We start from the raw sequence: 19,154 nt of genomic DNA on the forward strand, positions 1-19,154 counted from the left end.
TCTTAAGCAGGCAGCCCTCAAGCTGAAGCTTAATATTCCACTTCTTTCTTTTTGACCGCGAATTGAATGAGTGTCGCTATAATAATGATGATGAACAGCACGAACGAGCCGGAAGCCGCATAGCCGAACTTGCTGAGCTGGAAGCCGTTGTTGTAAATAAACAGTGCCATCGACATCGTTGCATTCAGCGGTCCTCCCTTGGTCATCACCAGCGGTTCTTCGAAGAATTGAATCCAGCCAATCAAAGTCGTAATGGTCACAAAGAAAGTAGCGAATCCCAGCAGAGGAACCGTAAGGTAGCGCAGCTTCTTCCAGCCGGTCGCCCCGTCAATTTCAGCCGCCTCGTAATAGGAGCGGGGAATGCCCTGCAGTGCCGCCAGGAAAATAATCATATTAAGCCCGATGGATTTCCAGAATGCCAGCAAAATCAGTGACAGCTTCGCCAGTGTCGGGTCCTGCAGCCATTGCTGCGCCGGAAGTCCGAAAATAGACAGAATGTAGTTGAATAAGCCATAGCTGCCGTTATACAGGTATCCCCAAACCACCGCTACAGCCACAATATTGGTAATGGACGGCATGTAGTAGATCACACGGAAGCTTTTGAACAGCCAGCCTGTTCCGTAATTGAGCAGCAGCGCGACTCCCATGGAAGCGACCACCACGAGCGGCACACCAATGATTACATAAATGAGTGTATTGTACATCGATTTCAGGAATACCGGATCTTTGAAAATATTAATGTAATTTGCAAAGCCCACGCCGCTGATATTGGAATAATCCGCGAGGCCCACCAAATCCATATCGGTGAAGCTGATGACCAGCGCGATAATAATCGGAATGATGGAAAAGACGGTCAACAGCAGTACGGCAGGCGCGATAAACATATATGGATATTTATTTTTGTTCCATTGCTTCACAAATGAACTCACGGTGCTCACATCCCTTCGCTTTCTTGCACTTTCTTCCATAGATCAAGACAAGGCCGAACACACACACTGCCGGATCTCTTCGCTGCGGAGATTCCGGCAGTATGCCTGGCAGGGTCAATGCTTATTTATTGCCGAGAAGTTCATTTGCCTTGGCGTTAAGCTTGTCGAGTTCGGTCTGTGTGTCCGCGCCGCCGACCGTAATCTGCTCGAACGAGGCCATGGCTGCCTGGGCAATCTCTTCATACTCTCTCACTGTCGGAGCAGGGCGGGTATTCTCAAGCTGCTTGCCGAAAGCTGCAATCATCGGGTCCTTCAGCGCATCGTTGTCCCAAGCCGCTTTCAGTGCCGGCATGGAGTTGGAGGTTTCATAATATTTCAGCTGTGCATCCTGTTCAGCCATGAAAGCAATAAATTTGGCGGCCTCGTCCGGATTTTTGCTGTAGTTGAAGATGGACAGGTCGGCACCGCCAATGGAGGAGGTGTTGCTTATTTTGGCCGGCAGCGTGGTAACCGCCCATTTGCCGTCAATTTCCGGCGCTTTTTCTTTTACCGTCTGAATCATCCAGGGCCCGCTGATGAACATGCCCATTGTGCCGTCCTTAAATGCGGCTACAGTGTCCAGATCGGTGCCCAGAGGGGACAGCCCTTCATCGTAGAAGCTCTTCAGGTAATTAATGGTGTCCACATAAGCCGGTTGATTGAACTGCGGCTGACGGCTGCTGTCAATCAGCTCACTTCCGTTCTGCCAGGCAAAAATCGCAGTGAAGATGGAATCCTTGCCTTCAATCGGCAGAGCGTAATGTCCGGCTCCACCCTTGGCTACCAGCTTTTGGCTGGCATCCTTCAGCTCATCCCAGGTCTTGGGGCCTTCCGGATAGCCAACCTCGCCAAGCAGATCCGTACGGTAGAACATCGCCCGCGTCTCTACATAGAAAGGAACAGCTACAGTTTTGTCCTCGTATTTGGTCGTTTGAACCGCTCCATCAAAAAAGTTGTCCGCTTTCATACTAGGGTACTGTTCAATATAAGGCGCCATATCCTTCAACGCTCCGGCAGCCGCAAATTCAGGAATCCAGGTCGTACCCATTTGGATCACGTCTGGGCCATTTTTGGATGCCACGGCGGTCAGCAGCTTATCATGTGCGGTATCCCAAGGAATCGCTTGCACTTCCACTTTAATACCGGGATTCTTATCCTCATACATTTTCGTGATCGGCGTTACGGTATCGGAGGTACCCATGAACCATACCTTCAATGTTTTGCTGCCGCCTGACGCTGAATTATCCGAGTTCCCGCAGCCGGCAGCGATCAGGGAGAAGCTCATCAATACTGCTGCAGCAACTATACCTGTCTTTTTCTTCAATTTCTTTCACCCCTATTTTAGTGTCTGCAAAAATTCAAAAACCATGAATAAAGCCCTTTCATCGAAACGTTTCGATTTTCCTTGAAAAAAATTTCGAGTTTATCTATAGAAGTAAAGTGCAAACCATGGAACTCATTATCGTTTTAACCTAAATAAGGAGCTCCAAAACCACTTTTCCTACAATTATTCTCGAAAAGGAGATCTTTCGCAGATGTACCGTCCGTTCACTTCTCGTTTCTATCGAATCGTTTCGACTTATTTATTATATGACTTGCTGTTAGCGATTTCAAGTAGGCAGTCCAAAAAAGTTCACTGCCGCTCTATCGCGGCGCTTCAGGCGAAAAATTTTGGAGAAGAGTCTGAGGGGGGGCGGTCTTCGCCCGATCAAGGCTTCCATCTGAAGGCGGCAGATATGCGGGGATTAAGGCAAGCATACCTGCGCCGTGGGCTTCTTCGCGGATTAAGAGCGCTGACCCGGCAGCTTGCCGGGTCTTACCGCCTGCACCTCGTACATATTTACCGTTGTGCCGATCATATAAGACGGCTTCTCCTGTCCTCTGCTGTTGCGGTGCCCCTGCAAATGCGCCTCGCTCTTCTCCCAATTCTTCCATGCCTCTTCCGAATCCCAGCGGATCAGAAGCAGCACTTCCTCGTTCTCCTTGGCCTTTTTGTTGACCATTACGCTGATATCGATCAGCCCTTCCATCTCATCAAGAGCTCCGGGTGTGCTGAAGCGTTCAACGACTTTACCGCTGTTTCCTTTTTCGACTGAAATTGAACGGGTTTGAATGAACAATGGCTTTTCCTCCTAGGAATCTAATTTATTCCTTTATTTTAATTGATAATCGTTATCAATGCTAGGCCGTACTTTTTGATAGCGGAATTCTCCCTTGCGGCGCAATGCAAACCAATATACAGTTGATAAAAATAACAGCATAATCAGAGAAAGTTGGTATGATATGAAAATAGAAGCAAAACCCGCCCCGCCGGAAGAGGCTTATATCATCAAAAATCTGTACCCGCTGTACCTGCATGACTTGTCCGGGCATTATGGACTGACAAACGGGCCGGTCCTCAACCCGCATGGAATTTTTGAGGAGAGCAACGAGATTAGAACCCTTGCCGATCAATACAATGTACAGAGCATCTGGTGGGAGAAGCCGGGATGTCTGCATCCCTTTTTAATCAGGGCTGGGGGAAATCCTGCCGGCTTCGCCTTTGTGGCTACCCCGCCCCACTGCAATGCGGGAGTCGATTATTTTGTGAATGAGTTTTTTGTACTGCAGCCCTATAGAGGCCTGGGTTATGCGCAGCAGGCCGCTGTCCAAATTTTTGAACGCTTCAAAGGCCGGTGGGAGCTGTTCACCAATCCTGCGGAGAAGAATGCCGCCGGCCAGAAATTTTGGAGAAAAACCGTATCGGGCTATACCAAAGGCAATTATGCAGAGAAGCTTGGGACTACATACAATGGAGAGATGCTGATCTTCAGCTTTGATAACGCGTAAAGAACGGAGTGGAGGCTAAATCATGATCTACCTGTCCGATGAAACGATCGACAACATCATCCGCGAGGATCTGCCATATGGCGATCTGACCACTTGGACGCTTGGCATCCGCCAGGAGCGCGGGTTCATGCAGTATTTCTCCAGGCAGGAGGCTGTTCTGTGCGGAACGGAGGAAGCCTCGCGCATTTTGGCAAAAATGGGGGTCCAGGTCACTTCCAGCCTGCCCTCGGGCCAGCTTATTCAACCGGGCGAGGTTTTCCTTGAAGCTGCCGGAGCCGCAGATGCGCTGCATATGGCCTGGAAGGTCACCCAGAACCTGCTGGAATGCTGCTCCGGCATCGCAACCAAAACCAAACGCGTCGTCGACATCGTGAAGGCGGCCAATCCTGCCGTCTCTGTTGTAAGCACACGCAAGAGCTTCCCCGGAACCAAGCAGCTGTCCGTCAAAGCCGTATGCTGCGGCGGCGCCTTCCCTCACCGTCTAGGCTTGTCGGAAAGCCTGCTCGTATTCAGCCAGCACATGAATTTTCTCGGAGGACTCGACGGATTTATCCCCCATATCCCCGAGCTTAAGGCCAAGGTTCCGGAGAAAAAACTGCTCGTGGAGACAGATTCCCTGGAGTCCGCCCTTCGTTTATGCCAGGCAGGTGTGGACGCGCTTCAGTTTGACAAGCTCTCACCGGAGAAGCTCCGTACAGCCGTTGCTGAATTAAAAGCCGTTAATCCGGCGCTCATTGTGCTGGCAGCAGGCGGGATTGATGAGAGAAACGCCGGAGAGTACGCCGGAAGCGGGGTCAATGCGCTTGTGACCAGCAGCCTCTTTTTTGCGGGAACGATGGATATGAGTGTAAACATCGGTCCGGTATAGCAGCATCACCCGTTATTCACTATACATTTCCAGATTATATTCCTGCTGCTTGCTTCCCATTCCATCCCGGATCTTAAGCACAAGAGATTCCGGATGGTCGAGCCAATTGCTGGCGAAGGCATATTCAAAGCCGTCCTCCGTACCGCTGCCTGAAACCGGGCTGAGCTGGAGCGGTTTTCCATCAACCTCTGACAGAATTCCTTCAAAACTCGTATTTCCGAAGATTTCATTTCGGATTTCCCAGTCATTATCCTCCGGATTCTTCAGCGCAACTCTCGCCCGGATCAGCAGAGGAGAGATTTCAACCTGGCTGAGAACCACGTCATGCCCGTTCAAGGTAAACGGCAGATCCGGCTTCACAATCGTTGTCTGAGCTTCCTTGAATTTGGGATCAAGCGTAAAGACAATCTTCAGAACCGGAGAATAATGCATATCGGCCATAATCGTCCCTGTCTTCGGATCGGCCATTTTGCCCGGGTCCACTGATGCGATCCTGAACTCCGCCTCCAGCTGCTGCGGAAAAGCTTCAGTACGGTCCATTTCAACGACGCCCCGTCCGTAAAATATATGATGTTTCTCCGGTTCCGGAATCTTCACATTGCCGCCCGCCTGACCCGTCGTGCTCAGATAGCTGCCAGTGGCCGTGTTTTTCAGCTTAGCACTGTTAATGCTGTAAATCTCCTGCTTGTCGTCGGTGGTTGCCGTATAGAGGAACATAATCCTGTTTTCATCTGCGGCAATGGCATTCAACGTAATTGCGTATCCTTCACTTTCCGCCGTTTTGTTCACCAGCTGGATATATCCGCTCCGGATTGCCGAGTCCAGCGTAGGTACATCCATGCCAAATACGGCATTGTCCCTGAATGCTTCAAGCTCTCCCCAGTCGGCTGACTCCGGTTGGCCGGCAGGCTGCGGAACGGGCAGAAGATACGGAAGTATAAACAGTACAGCTGCGGTTATTGCGGCTGCGGTGATGCCAAGTCCCATGCTTTTGGAGAAAAACCGCTTCCTGATCCTCCGCTCCCCCCGCTCCATTCCTGACTGGACTGCCGTTCTTAAGGCGGTGCTGACTGCATCCCTGTCCAGTTCTTCCTGCAGGCGGACAGCATCGTTCAGCAAGGCTTGCTCTTCGCTGCTACCGGTCATTCCATTCACCCCGATTCTTCATAATGGTTCTAAGCTGCTTCAGCCCCTTATGCTGCCAGGTTTTCACCGTTCCTTCCGGCTTCCGGAGCAATTCCGCAATCTCCGGCAAGGTCATGTCGTTATAGTACTTCAGCAGCAGCACATGGCGGTATTTCGGCTTCACCTGCTCCACAGCCCACAGCATTTCCAGCTTGCGGCTGCTGTCCTGCATGACGGGCTCCTGCATCGCCGCCTCCGGTGTCGGCACAGACCTTTTCCTTCTTCTTTGCTCATCGATGCAGACTTAGATCAGAATCCGGATCATCCATGATTTGAACGCCTGCGGGTCCTTCAGTGTAGCCCGCTTGATCCAGGCGCGGCAGGTGGCTTCCTGTACGGCTTCCAGCGCGTCACTCCGGTTCCGCAAATAGCTGTAGGCGATATGGTACAGCTGGTCACTGTGCTCCATCACGGAGTCATAAAAGCCATTATCTTCCTCCGCCACAGCGCCGGCGAGCTTTTTCATTTCCGCCTTGGGAGTAATCATCTGTTCCCCTCCTTGCTTCTCTGTATATTGTTTAAGACGGAGAACTCGCCTAAACAGTTTTCGCGGGATTCAAATTATGCCGTTAACGCAAAATGAGTGAACTATTATCCTGAGAAGAAACGGCTGCGCCGTCCTCTTAAAGAGGCGGCATCCGTTTCTCCAAAAATAGAAGGATAATGGATAGCGTCAAACCTATAAATTCTTATCTTTCAAGCAGAAACGGCTGCGCCGTCCTTGGCCGGGCAGCGCAGCTGTTTGCATTTCAGGTGTAAGGCTGGCTGCTGAAGCCAGGCGGGAAGCCAAGTGGAATAGTTCACTTCATATTCGCCCGGCCGCTTTTTCACTTGCGTTAGTGGGAAAAAGGAACCCTAATCGATCCGTTTCTCTCCCTTGCAGAGGAATACGCCTACATTGAGATGAACTTGACCATTCATCCAAAGGGCAGCTATTTTAGTGGTAAAAAGTACAACTAAGGTAACGCATTCGGATTCCGGATCATCCCTAGTGGGAAAAAGTACAACTAATTGGGCTGAAATCAGCCGTATGGGGCGAGCGGGCCTCCATTAAGTGTACAAAATCCCACTAAAGCCTGTTAATGCCAGAATTCCAGCCCATTAGTGTTACTTTTTCCACTTCGCTTTCGTTCCTTATGAACCTCCTTGCTTTTCATCAGCTTGTTCAGGCTCTCCGGTTCCATTCATCCTGAATTCCGAAAGTGAATGGAACCCATCCAGATCGGACAAGGGATAACCCCTCTTTTTCCTTCACCCATTGGGTGCAAGCTGTTTGTAGCAAGACATCCCTTCGTGTAGAGCTTTTTTAGATGATTTGTGGATACTTACTTTCGAAATCCAGGATAAATTCTTATCTTTCAAAAAAGGCTGCAAAGCCCACCTTAAAGCGGGCTTGCAGCCTCTTCAGCCTGTCGCATGCAATCTGTCCGTACAATCTGCCGTGGTTCACAGCGGTTTACAGCACCCAGTTTCCCTTGCGGAAGACGGGTTCGATGGTGCCGTCGGCCAATTCGCCGTCGATATCAAGCTCTGCGGAGCCAACCATAAAGTCAACATGCGTCAAGCTCACATTGGCTCCGCGTGCCAGCAGCTCTTCGCTGCCGAGCGAGGTTCCGCCTTCGATGTTCACCGGGTACGCACTGCCGAGCGCAAAGTGGCAGGAAGCATTCTCGTCGATGCCGGTATTATAAAACACTCTGTTCAGCCGTGAAATAGGAGAATCATGCGGCACCAGGGCCACTTCCCCCAGATAAGAGGCTCCTTCGTCGGTTTCCAGCAGTGAGGTTAAATGCTCCCGTCCGGATGCGGCATCATAAGCCGTTACTTTGCCATCGGTAAAAGTAATCGTAATGCCCTCCACGAGCCGTCCGTTCAAATTCAGCGGAAGCGTGCTTGCCACTGTACCGTTGACTCCCTTGCGGTGCGGCATAGTGTATATTTCTTCTGTTGGCATATTTGCCACAAAATATACCCCGCCCGCATTCTCGCCGCCGCCGCCGCGCCAGAGATGCCCCTCCGGAAGCTCTACATGCAGATCCGTGCCCGGAGCGCGGTAATGCAGGCTTTTGTAGCGTTTGGCATTCATCCGTTCCTGGGATTTCTTAAGATCGGCAATATGCGCGCGCCAGGCGGCTACCGGGTCCTCGCTGCCGACGCGGTTCATCTGGAATATGGCTTCCCACATGGCTTCCACACGCCGCTCCTCCGGAAGGTCCGCAAAAACCTTGTCTGCCCACGCCCGCGTAGGCGCCTTAATCAGCGACCAGCTGATCCGGTTATTGCGGGTGTAGCTCTGATATTTCCTGCGTGCAACGGCCGCCGCCTTCACTGCGGCTGACACCTTCCGGGAGTCGATGCCGCGGAACAATTCCGGATCAGGCACTTTAATATGTAAAATGGCTCCGCCCTCTTCCGCGAAGCCCTCCAGCATATCTGCATGCCACGCCGGATAGTATTCAAAAGAATCGTCCGCAGCCTTTTCGTAGCGAATGCGTGTTACCTTCTCGTCATCCCAATCCACAAGCACATATTTGGCGCCAGCTTCGTACGCCTTGCCTACAATCAGGCGGGTAAGCCCGGCAGTTTCCAGCGGCGAATGAATCATCAGCACTTGCCCGGGCTGCACATTCACTCCGACCTTAACAACCAGATCTGCGTATTTCTCAAGCATCATATCAAAATCCTTCATCGCTTCGTTTCCTCCGTATCTTTGATTGCTGTTATCTGACAGAAAGATAAACACTTCTGTTATTTTAACGCAAAATGCCGGAGGTGGCGATTTTTTTGCAGTAAACATTGCCTCTCAAAGAGTCGCTTCAGCTTTCTTGCCGGCTGCCGCGGCTTTAATCCTTATTCATTTCCAATGTATATTTATTCATCTCTGCTCCTGAAAAAAGCCTCGGCCTATTTCTTCTCCACCTGCAGCAATGTAACCTTCTTAACCTTATAGGTATGCGAGATATTGTCTTCCTGGATGATATTCAGCTTGGTCAGACCGGCAATCTTCGCGGGGTCGGCTTTGGAGAGCAGCCGCCATACCTCTGGGTCGGATAAAGTCTGATACAGCTTGTCATCATCATATTCTTTACGGTTTTGCGTGACCAGCTTCACCTTGTAGCTGCCGATCTCGCTGTCCGTTTCCCCCTTTTCGGCGCAGTATGCCAGGATGTCCTGACGCAGCTCGCCCAGTTCCTTCTCAAGCTCCTTTTGCTTGATCTTAAGCTTATAATATTGCTGCACCTTCTTCTCCATGCTGCTTCACACTCCTCTCCAGACATATGTATGCCGGGGAAGCACAATAAATAAGTTGTGATCTTGCTCAATGAACACTATAATATCTGAAATGTCTGAATTGCACTGCATTTACTACCCTACATATGGCAGGTGGACCATGTTTCAATCCTATCTTTTTCCAATCTCCTATGCATTCATGTCTTTTCCGGTGGCGGCGCTGCTGTTCACGCTCCCCTTTATGGTTGTTCAATACCGGAGGCATGGCTATATCAACAAAGTCAGAGCGCTTGTTCTTTATCTGCTGCTGCTCTACTTGCTGAACGCCTTCTATCTGGTCATGCTCCCGATGCCGGCTTCGCGGCATAATCTCCCGCCTTCCGGCAGCATGATCCAGCACATCCCGCTCCAATTCATTCAGGATATCAGGCGCAGCTCCGCCTTTAACGCGGAGGACCCCGCTTCCTACCTGCTGCTCCTGCAGCTGCCGGAATTCCTGCAAGCCCTCTTCAATGTGGTGCTGCTGGTGCCGTTCGGCTTATTCCTCGGGTATTATTTCCGGACACGCTGGGTGGTTTGCATTCTGCTCTCCTTTATCCTTTCGCTTCTGTTCGAGCTTACCCAGATTACGGGCATCTACGGCTTCTTTGATTATCCCTACCGGATTTTCGATGTCGACGACCTGATTACCAACACCCTTGGCGGAATTATGGGCTACCGGATTGCGCTCTGGATATCCGGACTGCTTCCGCGTATCGAACAGCTGGATAGCCGGGTTGATTTATCGGCCAAAAGAGTCACGTATACCCGCAGGGGCATCGCCTTTCTGCTGGATGCCCCAATCTGGATGACCGCCTTCCTGCTGCTCCATTCGTGGCAGCTGCCGGGCGCTTACTGGATTACAACCGCATTTTATTTCGTGCTTGTCCCGGCCTGCACCTGCGGGCGGACCTTCGGCAAATGGATCGTACGCATCCGGATCAGCGCCCAGCCCGGCCACAACCGGTTATGGGGCCTGATTGTAAAATATATGCTCCTGTATGGAATTCTGCTGGGAGCAAATGGTATTCTCTTTGCCCCTTCCTTTCTGCCCGGTCTGCCTCGGCAATGGACGGGAATTCTGTACGGCGCGGCAGTGCTCATGGATTTTATCTTTTTCATCCACCTGTTAATCCGGGGATTCCAGCGGAACCCTGTGCTCGTGTATGAGCAATTGAGCCGGACACGCAGCATCATTGCCTGGCCCGACAAGCAGCACAAGCAGCACGAAAACGCCATGGCAGATTCCGTATAACAGAACAGGTAGTCTCGATGAAGGCTCCCTGTTTCATGTTCTAAACCGGTATAATATAGTAGACAATGCTCTTATTCTTATTGATCAAGGGAGATATGATTATGAAAACTGTCCGAACGGCAAGCCCATTGCCAAGAAGCCTGCCCGAAGCGCAAGGAGTACCGTCAACGGCAATCTCCGCTTTCCTAAATGCTATGGAGCAGCAGCAGCTCGGGCTGCACAGCTTCATGCTGCTTCGCCATGGCACAGTCGCGGCGGAAGGCTGGTGGTCGCCCTACCGGCCGGAGCTGCCGCATTCCCTGTTTTCACTTAGCAAAAGCTTTACCTCAACGGCGGTAGGGCTGGCAGCGGCGGAAGGGCTTTTTTCGCTGCAGGACAAGGTTGTTGGCTTCTTTCCCGAAGATGCACCAGCGGAAATCAGCCCCAAGCTCGCACTGATGGACATCAGCCATCTGCTGATGATGGGAAGCGGACACACAGAGGACACGGCTTCACATATGCTGGGCAGCGAAGACGGAAACTGGGCCAGAGCCTTCCTGGAGCTTCCCGTCCTGAAGACCCCGGGTACCCATTTTCTGTACAACACCGGAGCAACGTACATGCTGTCTGCCATTCTGCAAAAAGTAAGCGGTCTCACCCTGCTGGAATATCTGGAGCCCCGCTTGTTTGCTCCGCTGGGAATCAGCAATCCAACCTGGGAATCCTGCCCGCGGGGAATCAATGCCGGAGGATTCGGATTAAGCGTCACGACCGAGGATATCGCAAAATTCGGACAGCTCTATTTGCAGCAGGGGATGTGGAATGGCAGACAGCTTCTGTCCAGGGAATGGATTGCTTCCGCAACCTCCAGGCAAATCGACAATCATGACGGCAGCACCGATGCCGGCACCAGCGATTGGTCACAGGGCTACGGCTATCTGTTCTGGCGCTGCCGCCATGGAGCGTACCGTGCCGACGGAGCCTTTGGACAATTCTGCATAGTGATGCCGGAGCAGGATGCCGTACTGGCCATTACAAGCGGCAGCAGTGACATGCAGAGTATTATGAACGGGGTATGGGAGCATTTGCTGCCTGCCATGAAAACGGAACCGGGGGACACTGGGAGCGGCTCTGCCGCTGCAGCGGAGCTTACAGCACTTCTCGATCATTTATCCATTCCGCCCGAGCGGCCGCATTCCGCTTCAGCGCTGGAGAGCGTAGTGGACGGCAACGCATATCGACTGGAGGAAAATCCGCTGCAGCTGGGCAGTTTTGCGGTTTCTTTTGACGACAGCAAGGCTGTGTTAACGCTGCAAGCCATGTCAGGTGAACAGACGGTCACTCTTGGCCGCGGCGAATGGGCAGAAAGCTCCGCCCAAATTCTGAATCATGCTACGAACCTGATTATGGCAAGCTTTACCTGGACCACCGAAGACAAGCTTAAGCTGACTCTGCTGTTCGTGGAAACTCCTTTTTGTCTCAGCATGGAAGCAACTTTTGGAGAATCTTCCGTTGTGCTCAAGCAGCAATTCAATGTCTCCATGTCCGCCAAAGATCTGGAAGCGGTAACCGTCGGACATTTGGCGTAGACGTTCGCTGCGGACAAGCAGAAACGGCTGCGCCGTCCTTATAAGGGACGGGGCGTTTCAGAGGGAAATAGAAGGATCATCATTTAATGTGCAAAGCATATAAATTCTATTTTTAAGAAAAGGGCCATACACCCCCTTGCGGGATGCACGGCCCTTGTTCAAGTTTCGCTAATACAGCGTATTATTCCGGTATGCCTTCCTCAAGCTGTAAAATTACCGGACAGTGATCGCTGCCCATTACACCGCACTCCATCCCCGCTATTTCCAGCTGCGGTGCAAGCCGTGTGGAGGCCAGAAAGTAATCAATGCGCCAGCCCACGTTCCGCTCCCTGATTTTTGGCATATAGGACCACCAGGTATACGCTCCCTCCTGATCGGGATGCAGGTGTCTGAACGTATCAACGAAGCCCGACTCCAGCAATGCCGTCATTTTCCCCCGCTCTTCATCGGTGAAGCCTGAGTTTCCGCGGTTGGCCTTTGCGTTCTTCAAATCGATCTCCTGATGGGCAACATTCAGATCTCCGCACACCAGCACCGGCTTGCTCCGGTCCAGCTCCAGCAGATAGCTGCGGAAACGGTCCTCCCATTCCATTCTGTACTCCAGTCTCGTCAGATCGCGCTTGGCATTCGGTGTATAGACATTCACCAGGTAAAAGCCGCCAAATTCCAATGTGATCATCCGTCCCTCGGGCTCCGAATCCTCCTCCATGCCGTATCTTACCGAGAGCGGCTTGATTTTGGTGAAAACCGCCGTTCCCGAATAACCTTTTTTGGCCGCATAATTCCAGTACTGCACGTACTCTTCTCCCAGCTCCAGCAGAATCTGTCCTCCCTGAAGCTTAGTCTCCTGAACACAGAAGATATCTGCGGCAGCCTCTTTGAAGTAATTCATGAAGCCTTTGCTCACACAGGCTCTTAGCCCGTTCACATTCCAGGACACCAGCTTGATCATCTTTACTCTCCTTACTATTAACAGAATTATTCTCAGTTTAACATACTATAAGCTTCTGAATGTCCTGTCCGGCTCACTTCCACTATATTCCATAGAATCACAAACAGCCCTCTTCCGCCATGGAAGGGGCTAATTGCCGGCTGCACCGGCATCTATTAGGCAGCTATTAAATTGTGCTAATCTCCCAAGACATTCGTCAATGCAATAAGAGATTAGCCGAATAGAATATTCTATAAAATGAAAAGGAGGTCGTTACCATGGCTATCTTGTTGCCGCAACAATTCTTCAATCTGGCTCCCTCTGTGGGCAAATCCTACTACGAAAACCTTGCCGGTGGCATCAATGCGGCTGTAACCGTAAATAACAACTCTACATTTCCTGTGGATCTTGTAATTTACCGGGTCAACGCTGCTGTCGTCACTTATATTATCCCTGCACAGAACAGCCTCACACTGTCCGTTAATGATCTGCTGGTTGCCGCTCTTCTCAGCTCGGCTGCCGGGCCAGCATTCGGCACAATCGAAGTTGCAACTTCAGATTTCTAAGATAATGCCAGAGTATCCCCCTCATACTCTCTCATGATCATTCCTCCGCTCAAACATCCCTGGCCGCCTGCCGGACGGGGATGTTTGGCATGCTTATTAAAACTCATTTTCGGGCATCGGTCCGGTATAGACGGATTGCGGACGAAAAATCCGGTTGTTGGCGGCCTGCTCCATAATATGGGCTGTCCAGCCGATAATTCTTCCGGCCGTGAATGTCGGGGTGAAAATTTCCGGCGCAAGCTCCAGTGCCTTCAGAATGGCGGCGGCATAAAACTCCACATTGGTGAACAGTCTGCGGCCAGGCTTGTATTCTTCAAGCAGACGGATAGCGGTAGCTTCCACATAAAGCGCCAGGTCAAAGGAAGCGTCTTTGCCGATCATTTCCTGGGTCGCGATCTGCAGCGCTTCCGCGCGTGGATCTTTGGTCTTGTAGATCCGGTGGCCGAAGCCCATGATCTTGGCTCCGCCCTCCAGCGCATTGCGCAGCCACGGCTCTGCCCGCTCCTTCGTCCCGATGTCCTCAAGCATGGAAATCACCTCATAAGGTGCACCGCCATGCAGCGGCCCTTTCATGGCGCCGATCGCTCCGCTGACCGCAGCGCACATATCCGATTCGGTAGACAGCACCACGCGGGCGGCGAAGGTTGAAGCATTCATGCCATGCTCCATGCACAGAATCAGGTAAGCACTGAGCGCCTGTACATGGGCTTCCGTCGGCTTAAGTCCAGTCAGCATATATAAATAGTTGGCGGCATGCCCAAGTTCTGATAACGGTTCCAGAGGTGGTAATCCCTGTAGCGTACGGTATCTGTATGCAATGATCGTCGGAAGGATCGCCGCCAATCTTACCGCCTGCCCTTGAGCCGGAGGCCAAGCCGTGTTCCCCTGCTCCCCCAGAGCGGCCACTGTGCTCTGCAGCACCAGCATCGTCGGCACGGAAGCGGGCATCAGATCAATCATCCGGCGGATGTACTCCGGCAGCTGCCGGGACGCGGCCATCTCGCTCTTCAGCAGCTCCAGCGCTTCCGCTGACGGCAGATGCCCATTCCACAATAAATAAGCCACTTCTTCATAGCCGCGTGTCACGGCAAGCTCTTTTGCCCAATATCCCCGGTATACCAGATAACCCTTTTCCCCATCCACCAAGCCGATGTCAGTCTCTCCTGCAACTACGCCTTCCAATCCGGTCACTTTTGCCATTATTCTTTGCCCCTTTTCCGATTCAATAAGAATTGAACATAATAATAGGAGTATAAACTTCAAATCCAATATTGCATATTTATAATTTTTTATGAATTCATAAATATATTTTATCGTTGCTCCTGGACCTGCTGATCCATAAGCTGTTTGAGCTTGGCTTCAGTATTGGAATCCCCCGCCGGCGTATAAATGCTGCAGCGCAGGTCTGTGCTGCCATGGACCTGAAGCGAGGTCAGATGGAAGAGCATTTTGCCGGCTTTGGCATGCCGGAATTCAAGGACCACATCCGGAGCCGAACTGACCCTGCTCTCCTCCCAGAGCCCGTTGAACTCCGGGTGCCGCTGCTTCATCTCGGCAATGAAATCATCATACCAGCGGTCCTCCACATACCGGCCGTAATAGGCTCGGAAGATCGCTAGATACCCTCGGACGAACTGCTCCCAATTCACGGCGAGACGCTTGAATTCCTTGCGCGCGAACAGCAGCGAGATCATATTCCGTTCCTCCGGCGGCAGCATGGCAAAGTCAAGGAAGACATGGGCCGCCGCCTCATTCCAGCCCACAATGCCGCAGCGGCGGTCCGAGATCAGGGTCGGGCAGGTAGTCAGCTCCTGGAGAATCTTCTCCAGGGAAGGGCTGATCACGGAAATTTCCTCCTGCGGATAAGGCGCAGCCCCGGGGCCGTTCTCCAGCGCCAGGGCAAATAAATAGCTGCGCTCATCTTGGGTTAGCTGCAAAGCGGCGGCAATACAATCCAATACGGAAGGCGATACTTTAATATCCCGGCCCTGTTCCAGCCAGGTGTACCAGGTATTGCTCACTCCGGCGAGCTGTGCAACCTCTTCCCTCCGCAGACCCGGAGTGCGCCTGCGTGCGCCCTGGGGGAGCCCCGCGGAAGCGGGGGATATCGCCGCCCGCCGCGCCTTTAAGAAATCCGATAAGGCCTGCAGCCTTGTCTGAGTAGCCATGATCGATACGCCTCTTCCTGAATCTATGTTTGGATAGTAGTAATTATACTATGATAAATGCCAACTTGTAATAGGATAAATTAAGTGAAAAAATAAACGTATCACGATCATGGCAGCTTGCTTATGCTTTCGAAGCCAGTTTTGCCGAAGCAAGGCCACAGTAGTCAATGCTAACAAAACTAAGTTTATGCTTTCGAAGCCAGTTTTGCCGAAGCAAGGCCACAGTAGTCAATGCTAACAAAACTTTTAGGGGGATTTATAATGGAACGCGTAGTAATTACCGGCATGGGCTTGATTTCGCCGCTTGGAAACACAGTAGACCAGTACTGGAAGCGCCTGACTGCAGGTGAGTCGGGGATATCGCCGATCACTTCATTTGATACCGCACATTTCAAGACAAAAATTGCCGGAGCCGTGAAGGATTTCGATCCTGAAGGCCGCTTCGGCCGCAAGGAGGCGCGGCGGATGGACCGGTTCAGCCAGTTCGCGCTGGCCGCTGCCGAAGACGCGTGGGCCCATTCCGGGCTGCAGCTGGACAAGATAGACCGGGAACGGCTGGGAGTATACGTTGGCTCCGGGGTCGGAGGCATTCAGACCTTAATGGAGCAGGGCGAGGTGCTGCGGTCCCGCGGTCCGGAGAGAGTAAGTCCCACGCTGATACCGATGCTCATCTCCAATATGGCTGCGGCGCTGATCAGCATTAAGCTGGGTGCGTCGGGGCCGGCGCTGTCCCCGGTAACCGCCTGCTCCATTGGCAATACGGCTATAGGCGAAGCCTTCCGGCTGATCCGCTGCGGCGGGGCCGATGTGATTATTGCAGGGGGCGCCGAAGCGGCAATTACCGAGATATCACTGGCCAGCTTTGGAAATGCGACAGCACTCTCCGCGCATAATGAGGAGCCGCACAAGGCAAGCCGCCCTTTTGACGCGCAGCGCGACGGGTTTGTCATCGGTGAAGGCGGCGGGATTGTCATTCTGGAATCCCTGTCCCATGCGTTGCGGCGGAATGCCGTGATATACGGCGAGGTGACGGGTTACGGGGCCAGCTCGGATGCCTACCATATGGTGGCCACCCATCCGGAAGGCATAGGGGCCTATCAGGCGATGAAGCTGGCCCTGAGCGAGGCCGGAGTCCATCCGGATGAAGTCGATGTGATCAGCGCCCATGCCACAAGCACCCCGGCGGGTGACCGGTCAGAGACCATGGCGATCAAAAAGCTGTTCGGTGAACAGGCCTACCGGATTCCGGTTACGGCCAATAAATCGATGACCGGGCACGCTCTTGGTGCCGCAGGAGGGCTTGAGGCCATTGCACTGGTTAAAAGTATCCAAGAAGGACTCATCCCGCCTACCATCAATCTGGAGGAGGCAGATGAAGCCTGTGATCTGGATTATGTGCCGAACACCGCCCGCACAGCGGACCTGAACGTCGGAATCTCCAACTCCTTCGGCTTCGGAGGCCATAATGCTGTCATTGTCCTGCGGAAATATTCAGAAGGATAATTATAGTGCAACCATACAAGTTCATATATTTTGGCAAAAAACCCCCCGCTCCTTCCGGCAGAAGGGGCAGGGGGCATAATAGTCGCTCACCTCTGCTTGATTCCAAATCTTGCACCATTATCCCGAAGCATCATGAACGGATCAAAGTCCATTGCCAGGTTACCGGCCAATATTCCTTCCCCGGTCAATTATGGCTTCCCCAGAGGGAGACCCCAGTCGCTGAAACGGCCGTAAACGTCATCACATTGCCGCTTGCAGCTTCACTCCATTCCTGCAAAAACACCCCGCTGTACACCACTCCGTCAAGAGTCAGTTCAGCCTCATGGTCTCCAGCCAGCTTCCAGCTGCCTGCAACCGCCCCAGTGATCCTCCCGTCAGCTGTTAATTCAATCTGCTCCGATCCGGCAATATCTGCCGTAATCTCCTTGCCATGATCAATGAATTTATATCCGCCGCTGATCTCCCGGGCCGTGTATTTCCCGATCTTCTCGCCGCTGTAGCGGTGTGGAGCAACTGCCGGCCAGCCCGCATTATTCATGAACATCTGATGCACCCGCACCTCATGCTCCTCTCCCCTGCCAGGAAAACGGGTATGGAAGATGAGATAGTATTGTCCGGTGTTGGCATCGTAATACGCCGAATTGTGGCCCGGAGAGACATATCCAGCCCCGACAGCTTCCGGTTCTTCCCCAGTAGCCAGGAATTCAAAGCTGCCCATCAGCTTCACTCCATAGGGAGCGTAAGCCGGGTCATCGAACAGTACGCCTGCTGTGCCTTGCGCATCAATCATCGCTTGGCCTTCCCCGTCTTCAAAAGGCCCGTCCGGATTTCTGGAGCGGGCAACACGGATATTATATCCGCCGTTTGCATCCAGCCCGCCGTAAGAGAGGAATAAATAATAGTAATCGGTTTCAGGGCTGTACAGCATATAAGGGCCTTCGATCCGGGCATGATTGCCGCCGAGCAGCTTCTTGCCATAGCCTTGATCCGGCAGCGGAAAACCCGTTGCCTGGTCCAGCTCCAGAATAAAGATCCCCCCGGAATAGGAGCCGTAGACCATCCACAGCCTGTCATCCTTGTCAAAAAACACATCCGGGTCCACCACATTCGGCTTCACCGTGGCATCATAAATTTCCCCGTCGTCGCCGGTGCCGGCCATGCCGGATTTGAGAATAATCCCTTTGTTCTTGTAAGGCCCTTCGATCTTGTCGGCTACAGCGATGCCCATTGCCGATAACGGAGAATCTCCCCTGCAGGCATTATAGTACATATAGAACCTTCCATCTGCAAGCTGAATGACATCCGGTGCCCACAGAGTGTCTGACTGGGCCCACCGGAGTGTCTCACTCAATTCCTCAATTACATTGGGGATGAGCACATTGCCGTCGGCCACCCCCGAAGACAGCTGTGACCAGGCTATCAGATCTTTCGATTTGGCCGAAGCCAGATGGGAGCCGAAGACATAATACGTATCGTCCACCTTGATTACGGATGGATCATGCACAGACGCATTCGTGAATTCAGGGATGCTATTGCTGCAGGCAGTAAGTAAGGATAACGACAACAGTCCGGAAAATGTTCTCTTTTTCATGCTTCAGCCTCCTATGTATACCCTTTCATTTTGCTGCCAAAATCTGAAATAGTCAATAGTTTTATTTATGTATATTAGTTTCATTTTATTATTATATAAACTATATTATCTATTCAGTCACAAGCGGAAACGTCTGCGCTGCCCTCAACAGGAGCGTATGCTTCCGAAGCAGCGTGGACTGCATATCGCTTTCAGGTAAAACATATAAATCTGAATTTTGAAAGCGTGTCTTCCTTCTCCCTGCCGCTGAGACCCGGCAGAAACACAAGTTATGATGAACGAAAGGCAGCCCCTGTTCGCACACCGTAGGTTAAAATGGAAGTGGAAACCACCATTTCAGAGCTACATGCGAAAGGAGCTGTTACTATGAAGAATACCATAAAATACGTCGGTTTGGATGTGTCTAAAGAAAAAATTGCGGTGGCAATCGCAGACGAGGGCCGAGAACCTGC

General features: G+C 52.1%; 16 protein-coding genes and 1 pseudogene. 6 read left to right on the top strand and 11 right to left on the bottom strand.

Translation table 11 applies throughout. From position 1 onward, the window contains the following. Positions 1-29: 29 nt before the first annotated feature. From HYD27_RS05810 to HYD27_RS05820, 3 genes are all read right to left on the bottom strand, one after another. Complete coding sequence (locus tag HYD27_RS05810; RefSeq protein WP_228745004.1) at positions 30-884, bottom strand: carbohydrate ABC transporter permease; 855 nt, start codon at positions 882-884, stop codon at positions 30-32. A 166-nt stretch (positions 885-1,050) separates the two neighbouring features. Further along, positions 1,051-2,292, bottom strand: a complete 1,242-nt coding sequence (locus HYD27_RS05815; RefSeq protein WP_219212460.1) for a sugar ABC transporter substrate-binding protein — start codon at positions 2,290-2,292, stop codon at positions 1,051-1,053. Between the two features lie 460 nt (positions 2,293-2,752). Next, positions 2,753-3,088: an antibiotic biosynthesis monooxygenase gene (locus HYD27_RS05820; protein ID WP_219212462.1), complete on the bottom strand. Its 336-nt coding sequence runs from the start codon at positions 3,086-3,088 to the stop codon at positions 2,753-2,755. Positions 3,089-3,251: 163 nt separating this feature from the next. Here HYD27_RS05820 and HYD27_RS05825 point away from each other — a divergent pair, with 163 nt between their 5' ends. Together HYD27_RS05825 and modD are read left to right on the top strand one after the other, a co-directional pair. Then, on the top strand, positions 3,252-3,797 hold the full coding sequence (locus HYD27_RS05825; protein WP_219212464.1) for a GNAT family N-acetyltransferase: 546 nt from the start codon (positions 3,252-3,254) through the stop codon (positions 3,795-3,797). Between the two features lie 22 nt (positions 3,798-3,819). Further along, positions 3,820-4,665 (top strand): ModD protein, encoded by an 846-nt coding sequence (gene modD, locus HYD27_RS05830; protein ID WP_219212467.1) that lies wholly within the window; start codon positions 3,820-3,822, stop codon positions 4,663-4,665. A 12-nt stretch (positions 4,666-4,677) separates the two neighbouring features. Here the strand turns inward: modD and HYD27_RS05835 are convergent, their stop codons facing one another. The 4 genes and pseudogenes from HYD27_RS05835 to HYD27_RS05850 form a co-directional block, all read right to left on the bottom strand. Further along, positions 4,678-5,811, bottom strand: coding sequence for a DUF4179 domain-containing protein (locus tag HYD27_RS05835; protein ID WP_219212469.1), 1,134 nt, complete (start codon positions 5,809-5,811; stop codon positions 4,678-4,680). Beyond that, a pseudogene (locus HYD27_RS32895) lies at positions 5,801-6,337 on the bottom strand (sigma-70 family RNA polymerase sigma factor). The gene HYD27_RS05835 and the pseudogene HYD27_RS32895 overlap by 11 nt, the downstream one beginning before the upstream one ends. A 969-nt stretch (positions 6,338-7,306) precedes the next feature. Beyond that, entirely contained in the window at positions 7,307-8,539 is a 1,233-nt protein-coding gene (locus HYD27_RS05845; protein ID WP_219212471.1) for an aminopeptidase, read from the bottom strand. Between the two features lie 215 nt (positions 8,540-8,754). Beyond that, positions 8,755-9,102, bottom strand: coding sequence for a hypothetical protein (locus HYD27_RS05850; RefSeq protein ID WP_219212473.1), 348 nt, complete (start codon positions 9,100-9,102; stop codon positions 8,755-8,757). Positions 9,103-9,241: 139 nt separating this feature from the next. Here HYD27_RS05850 and HYD27_RS05855 point away from each other — a divergent pair, with 139 nt between their 5' ends. Beyond that, positions 9,242-10,375: a VanZ family protein gene (locus HYD27_RS05855; protein ID WP_219212474.1), complete on the top strand. Its 1,134-nt coding sequence runs from the start codon at positions 9,242-9,244 to the stop codon at positions 10,373-10,375. A 101-nt stretch (positions 10,376-10,476) separates the two neighbouring features. Then, positions 10,477-11,943 (top strand): serine hydrolase domain-containing protein, encoded by a 1,467-nt coding sequence (locus tag HYD27_RS05860; protein ID WP_228744996.1) that lies wholly within the window; start codon positions 10,477-10,479, stop codon positions 11,941-11,943. A 181-nt stretch (positions 11,944-12,124) separates the two neighbouring features. Here HYD27_RS05860 and HYD27_RS05865 read toward each other — a convergent pair whose 3' ends face one another. Further along, positions 12,125-12,892, bottom strand: a complete 768-nt coding sequence (locus tag HYD27_RS05865) for an exodeoxyribonuclease III (RefSeq protein ID WP_219212536.1) — start codon at positions 12,890-12,892, stop codon at positions 12,125-12,127. Positions 12,893-13,152: 260 nt separating this feature from the next. On the opposite strand from HYD27_RS05865, the gene HYD27_RS05870 reads away from it, so the two are divergent. After that, positions 13,153-13,440, top strand: coding sequence for a hypothetical protein (locus HYD27_RS05870; protein WP_219212479.1), 288 nt, complete (start codon positions 13,153-13,155; stop codon positions 13,438-13,440). Between the two features lie 96 nt (positions 13,441-13,536). Here HYD27_RS05870 and HYD27_RS05875 read toward each other — a convergent pair whose 3' ends face one another. Next, entirely contained in the window at positions 13,537-14,640 is a 1,104-nt protein-coding gene (locus HYD27_RS05875) for a citrate synthase/methylcitrate synthase (RefSeq protein WP_219212481.1), read from the bottom strand. A gap of 110 nt (positions 14,641-14,750) precedes the next feature. After that, positions 14,751-15,608 carry a helix-turn-helix transcriptional regulator gene (locus tag HYD27_RS05880; protein WP_219212482.1) on the bottom strand — a complete coding sequence of 286 codons (858 nt, stop codon included), beginning with the start codon at positions 15,606-15,608 and terminating at the stop codon, positions 14,751-14,753. Between the two features lie 261 nt (positions 15,609-15,869). On the opposite strand from HYD27_RS05880, the gene fabF reads away from it, so the two are divergent. Further along, on the top strand, positions 15,870-17,111 hold the full coding sequence (gene fabF / locus HYD27_RS05885; protein ID WP_219212484.1) for a beta-ketoacyl-ACP synthase II: 1,242 nt from the start codon (positions 15,870-15,872) through the stop codon (positions 17,109-17,111). 184 nt (positions 17,112-17,295) lie between these two features. On the opposite strand, the gene abnB is transcribed toward fabF, so the two are convergent. Then, positions 17,296-18,702, bottom strand: coding sequence for an arabinan endo-1,5-alpha-L-arabinosidase AbnB (gene abnB, locus HYD27_RS05890; RefSeq protein ID WP_219212487.1), 1,407 nt, complete (start codon positions 18,700-18,702; stop codon positions 17,296-17,298). Between the last annotated feature and the right edge of the window lie 452 nt (positions 18,703-19,154).

It is taken from the genome of Paenibacillus sp. S150 (genome assembly GCF_019352175.1).
Taxonomy (GTDB): domain Bacteria; phylum Bacillota; class Bacilli; order Paenibacillales; family Paenibacillaceae; genus Paenibacillus_AQ.

Excerpts from the sequence above, each read along its gene's own strand:
- HYD27_RS05850 (WP_219212473.1), bottom strand. The coding sequence starts at position 9,102 with ATGGAGAAGAAGGTGCAGCAATATTATAAGCTTAAGATCAAGCAAAAG.
- HYD27_RS05880 (WP_219212482.1), bottom strand. The coding sequence starts at position 15,608 with ATGGCTACTCAGACAAGGCTGCAGGCCTTATCGGATTTCTTAAAGGCG.
- fabF (WP_219212484.1), top strand. The coding sequence starts at position 15,870 with ATGGAACGCGTAGTAATTACCGGCATGGGCTTGATTTCGCCGCTTGGA.
- abnB (WP_219212487.1), bottom strand. The coding sequence starts at position 18,702 with ATGAAAAAGAGAACATTTTCCGGACTGTTGTCGTTATCCTTACTTACT.
- HYD27_RS05845 (WP_219212471.1), bottom strand. The coding sequence starts at position 8,539 with ATGAAGGATTTTGATATGATGCTTGAGAAATACGCAGATCTGGTTGTT.
- HYD27_RS05860 (WP_228744996.1), top strand. The coding sequence starts at position 10,477 with ATGAAAACTGTCCGAACGGCAAGCCCATTGCCAAGAAGCCTGCCCGAA.
- HYD27_RS05825 (WP_219212464.1), top strand. The coding sequence starts at position 3,252 with ATGAAAATAGAAGCAAAACCCGCCCCGCCGGAAGAGGCTTATATCATC.
- HYD27_RS05810 (WP_228745004.1), bottom strand. The coding sequence starts at position 884 with ATGTTTATCGCGCCTGCCGTACTGCTGTTGACCGTCTTTTCCATCATT.
- HYD27_RS05870 (WP_219212479.1), top strand. The coding sequence starts at position 13,153 with ATGGCTATCTTGTTGCCGCAACAATTCTTCAATCTGGCTCCCTCTGTG.
- modD (WP_219212467.1), top strand. The coding sequence starts at position 3,820 with ATGATCTACCTGTCCGATGAAACGATCGACAACATCATCCGCGAGGAT.
- HYD27_RS05835 (WP_219212469.1), bottom strand. The coding sequence starts at position 5,811 with ATGACCGGTAGCAGCGAAGAGCAAGCCTTGCTGAACGATGCTGTCCGC.
- HYD27_RS05855 (WP_219212474.1), top strand. The coding sequence starts at position 9,242 with ATGTTTCAATCCTATCTTTTTCCAATCTCCTATGCATTCATGTCTTTT.
- HYD27_RS05875 (WP_219212481.1), bottom strand. The coding sequence starts at position 14,640 with ATGGCAAAAGTGACCGGATTGGAAGGCGTAGTTGCAGGAGAGACTGAC.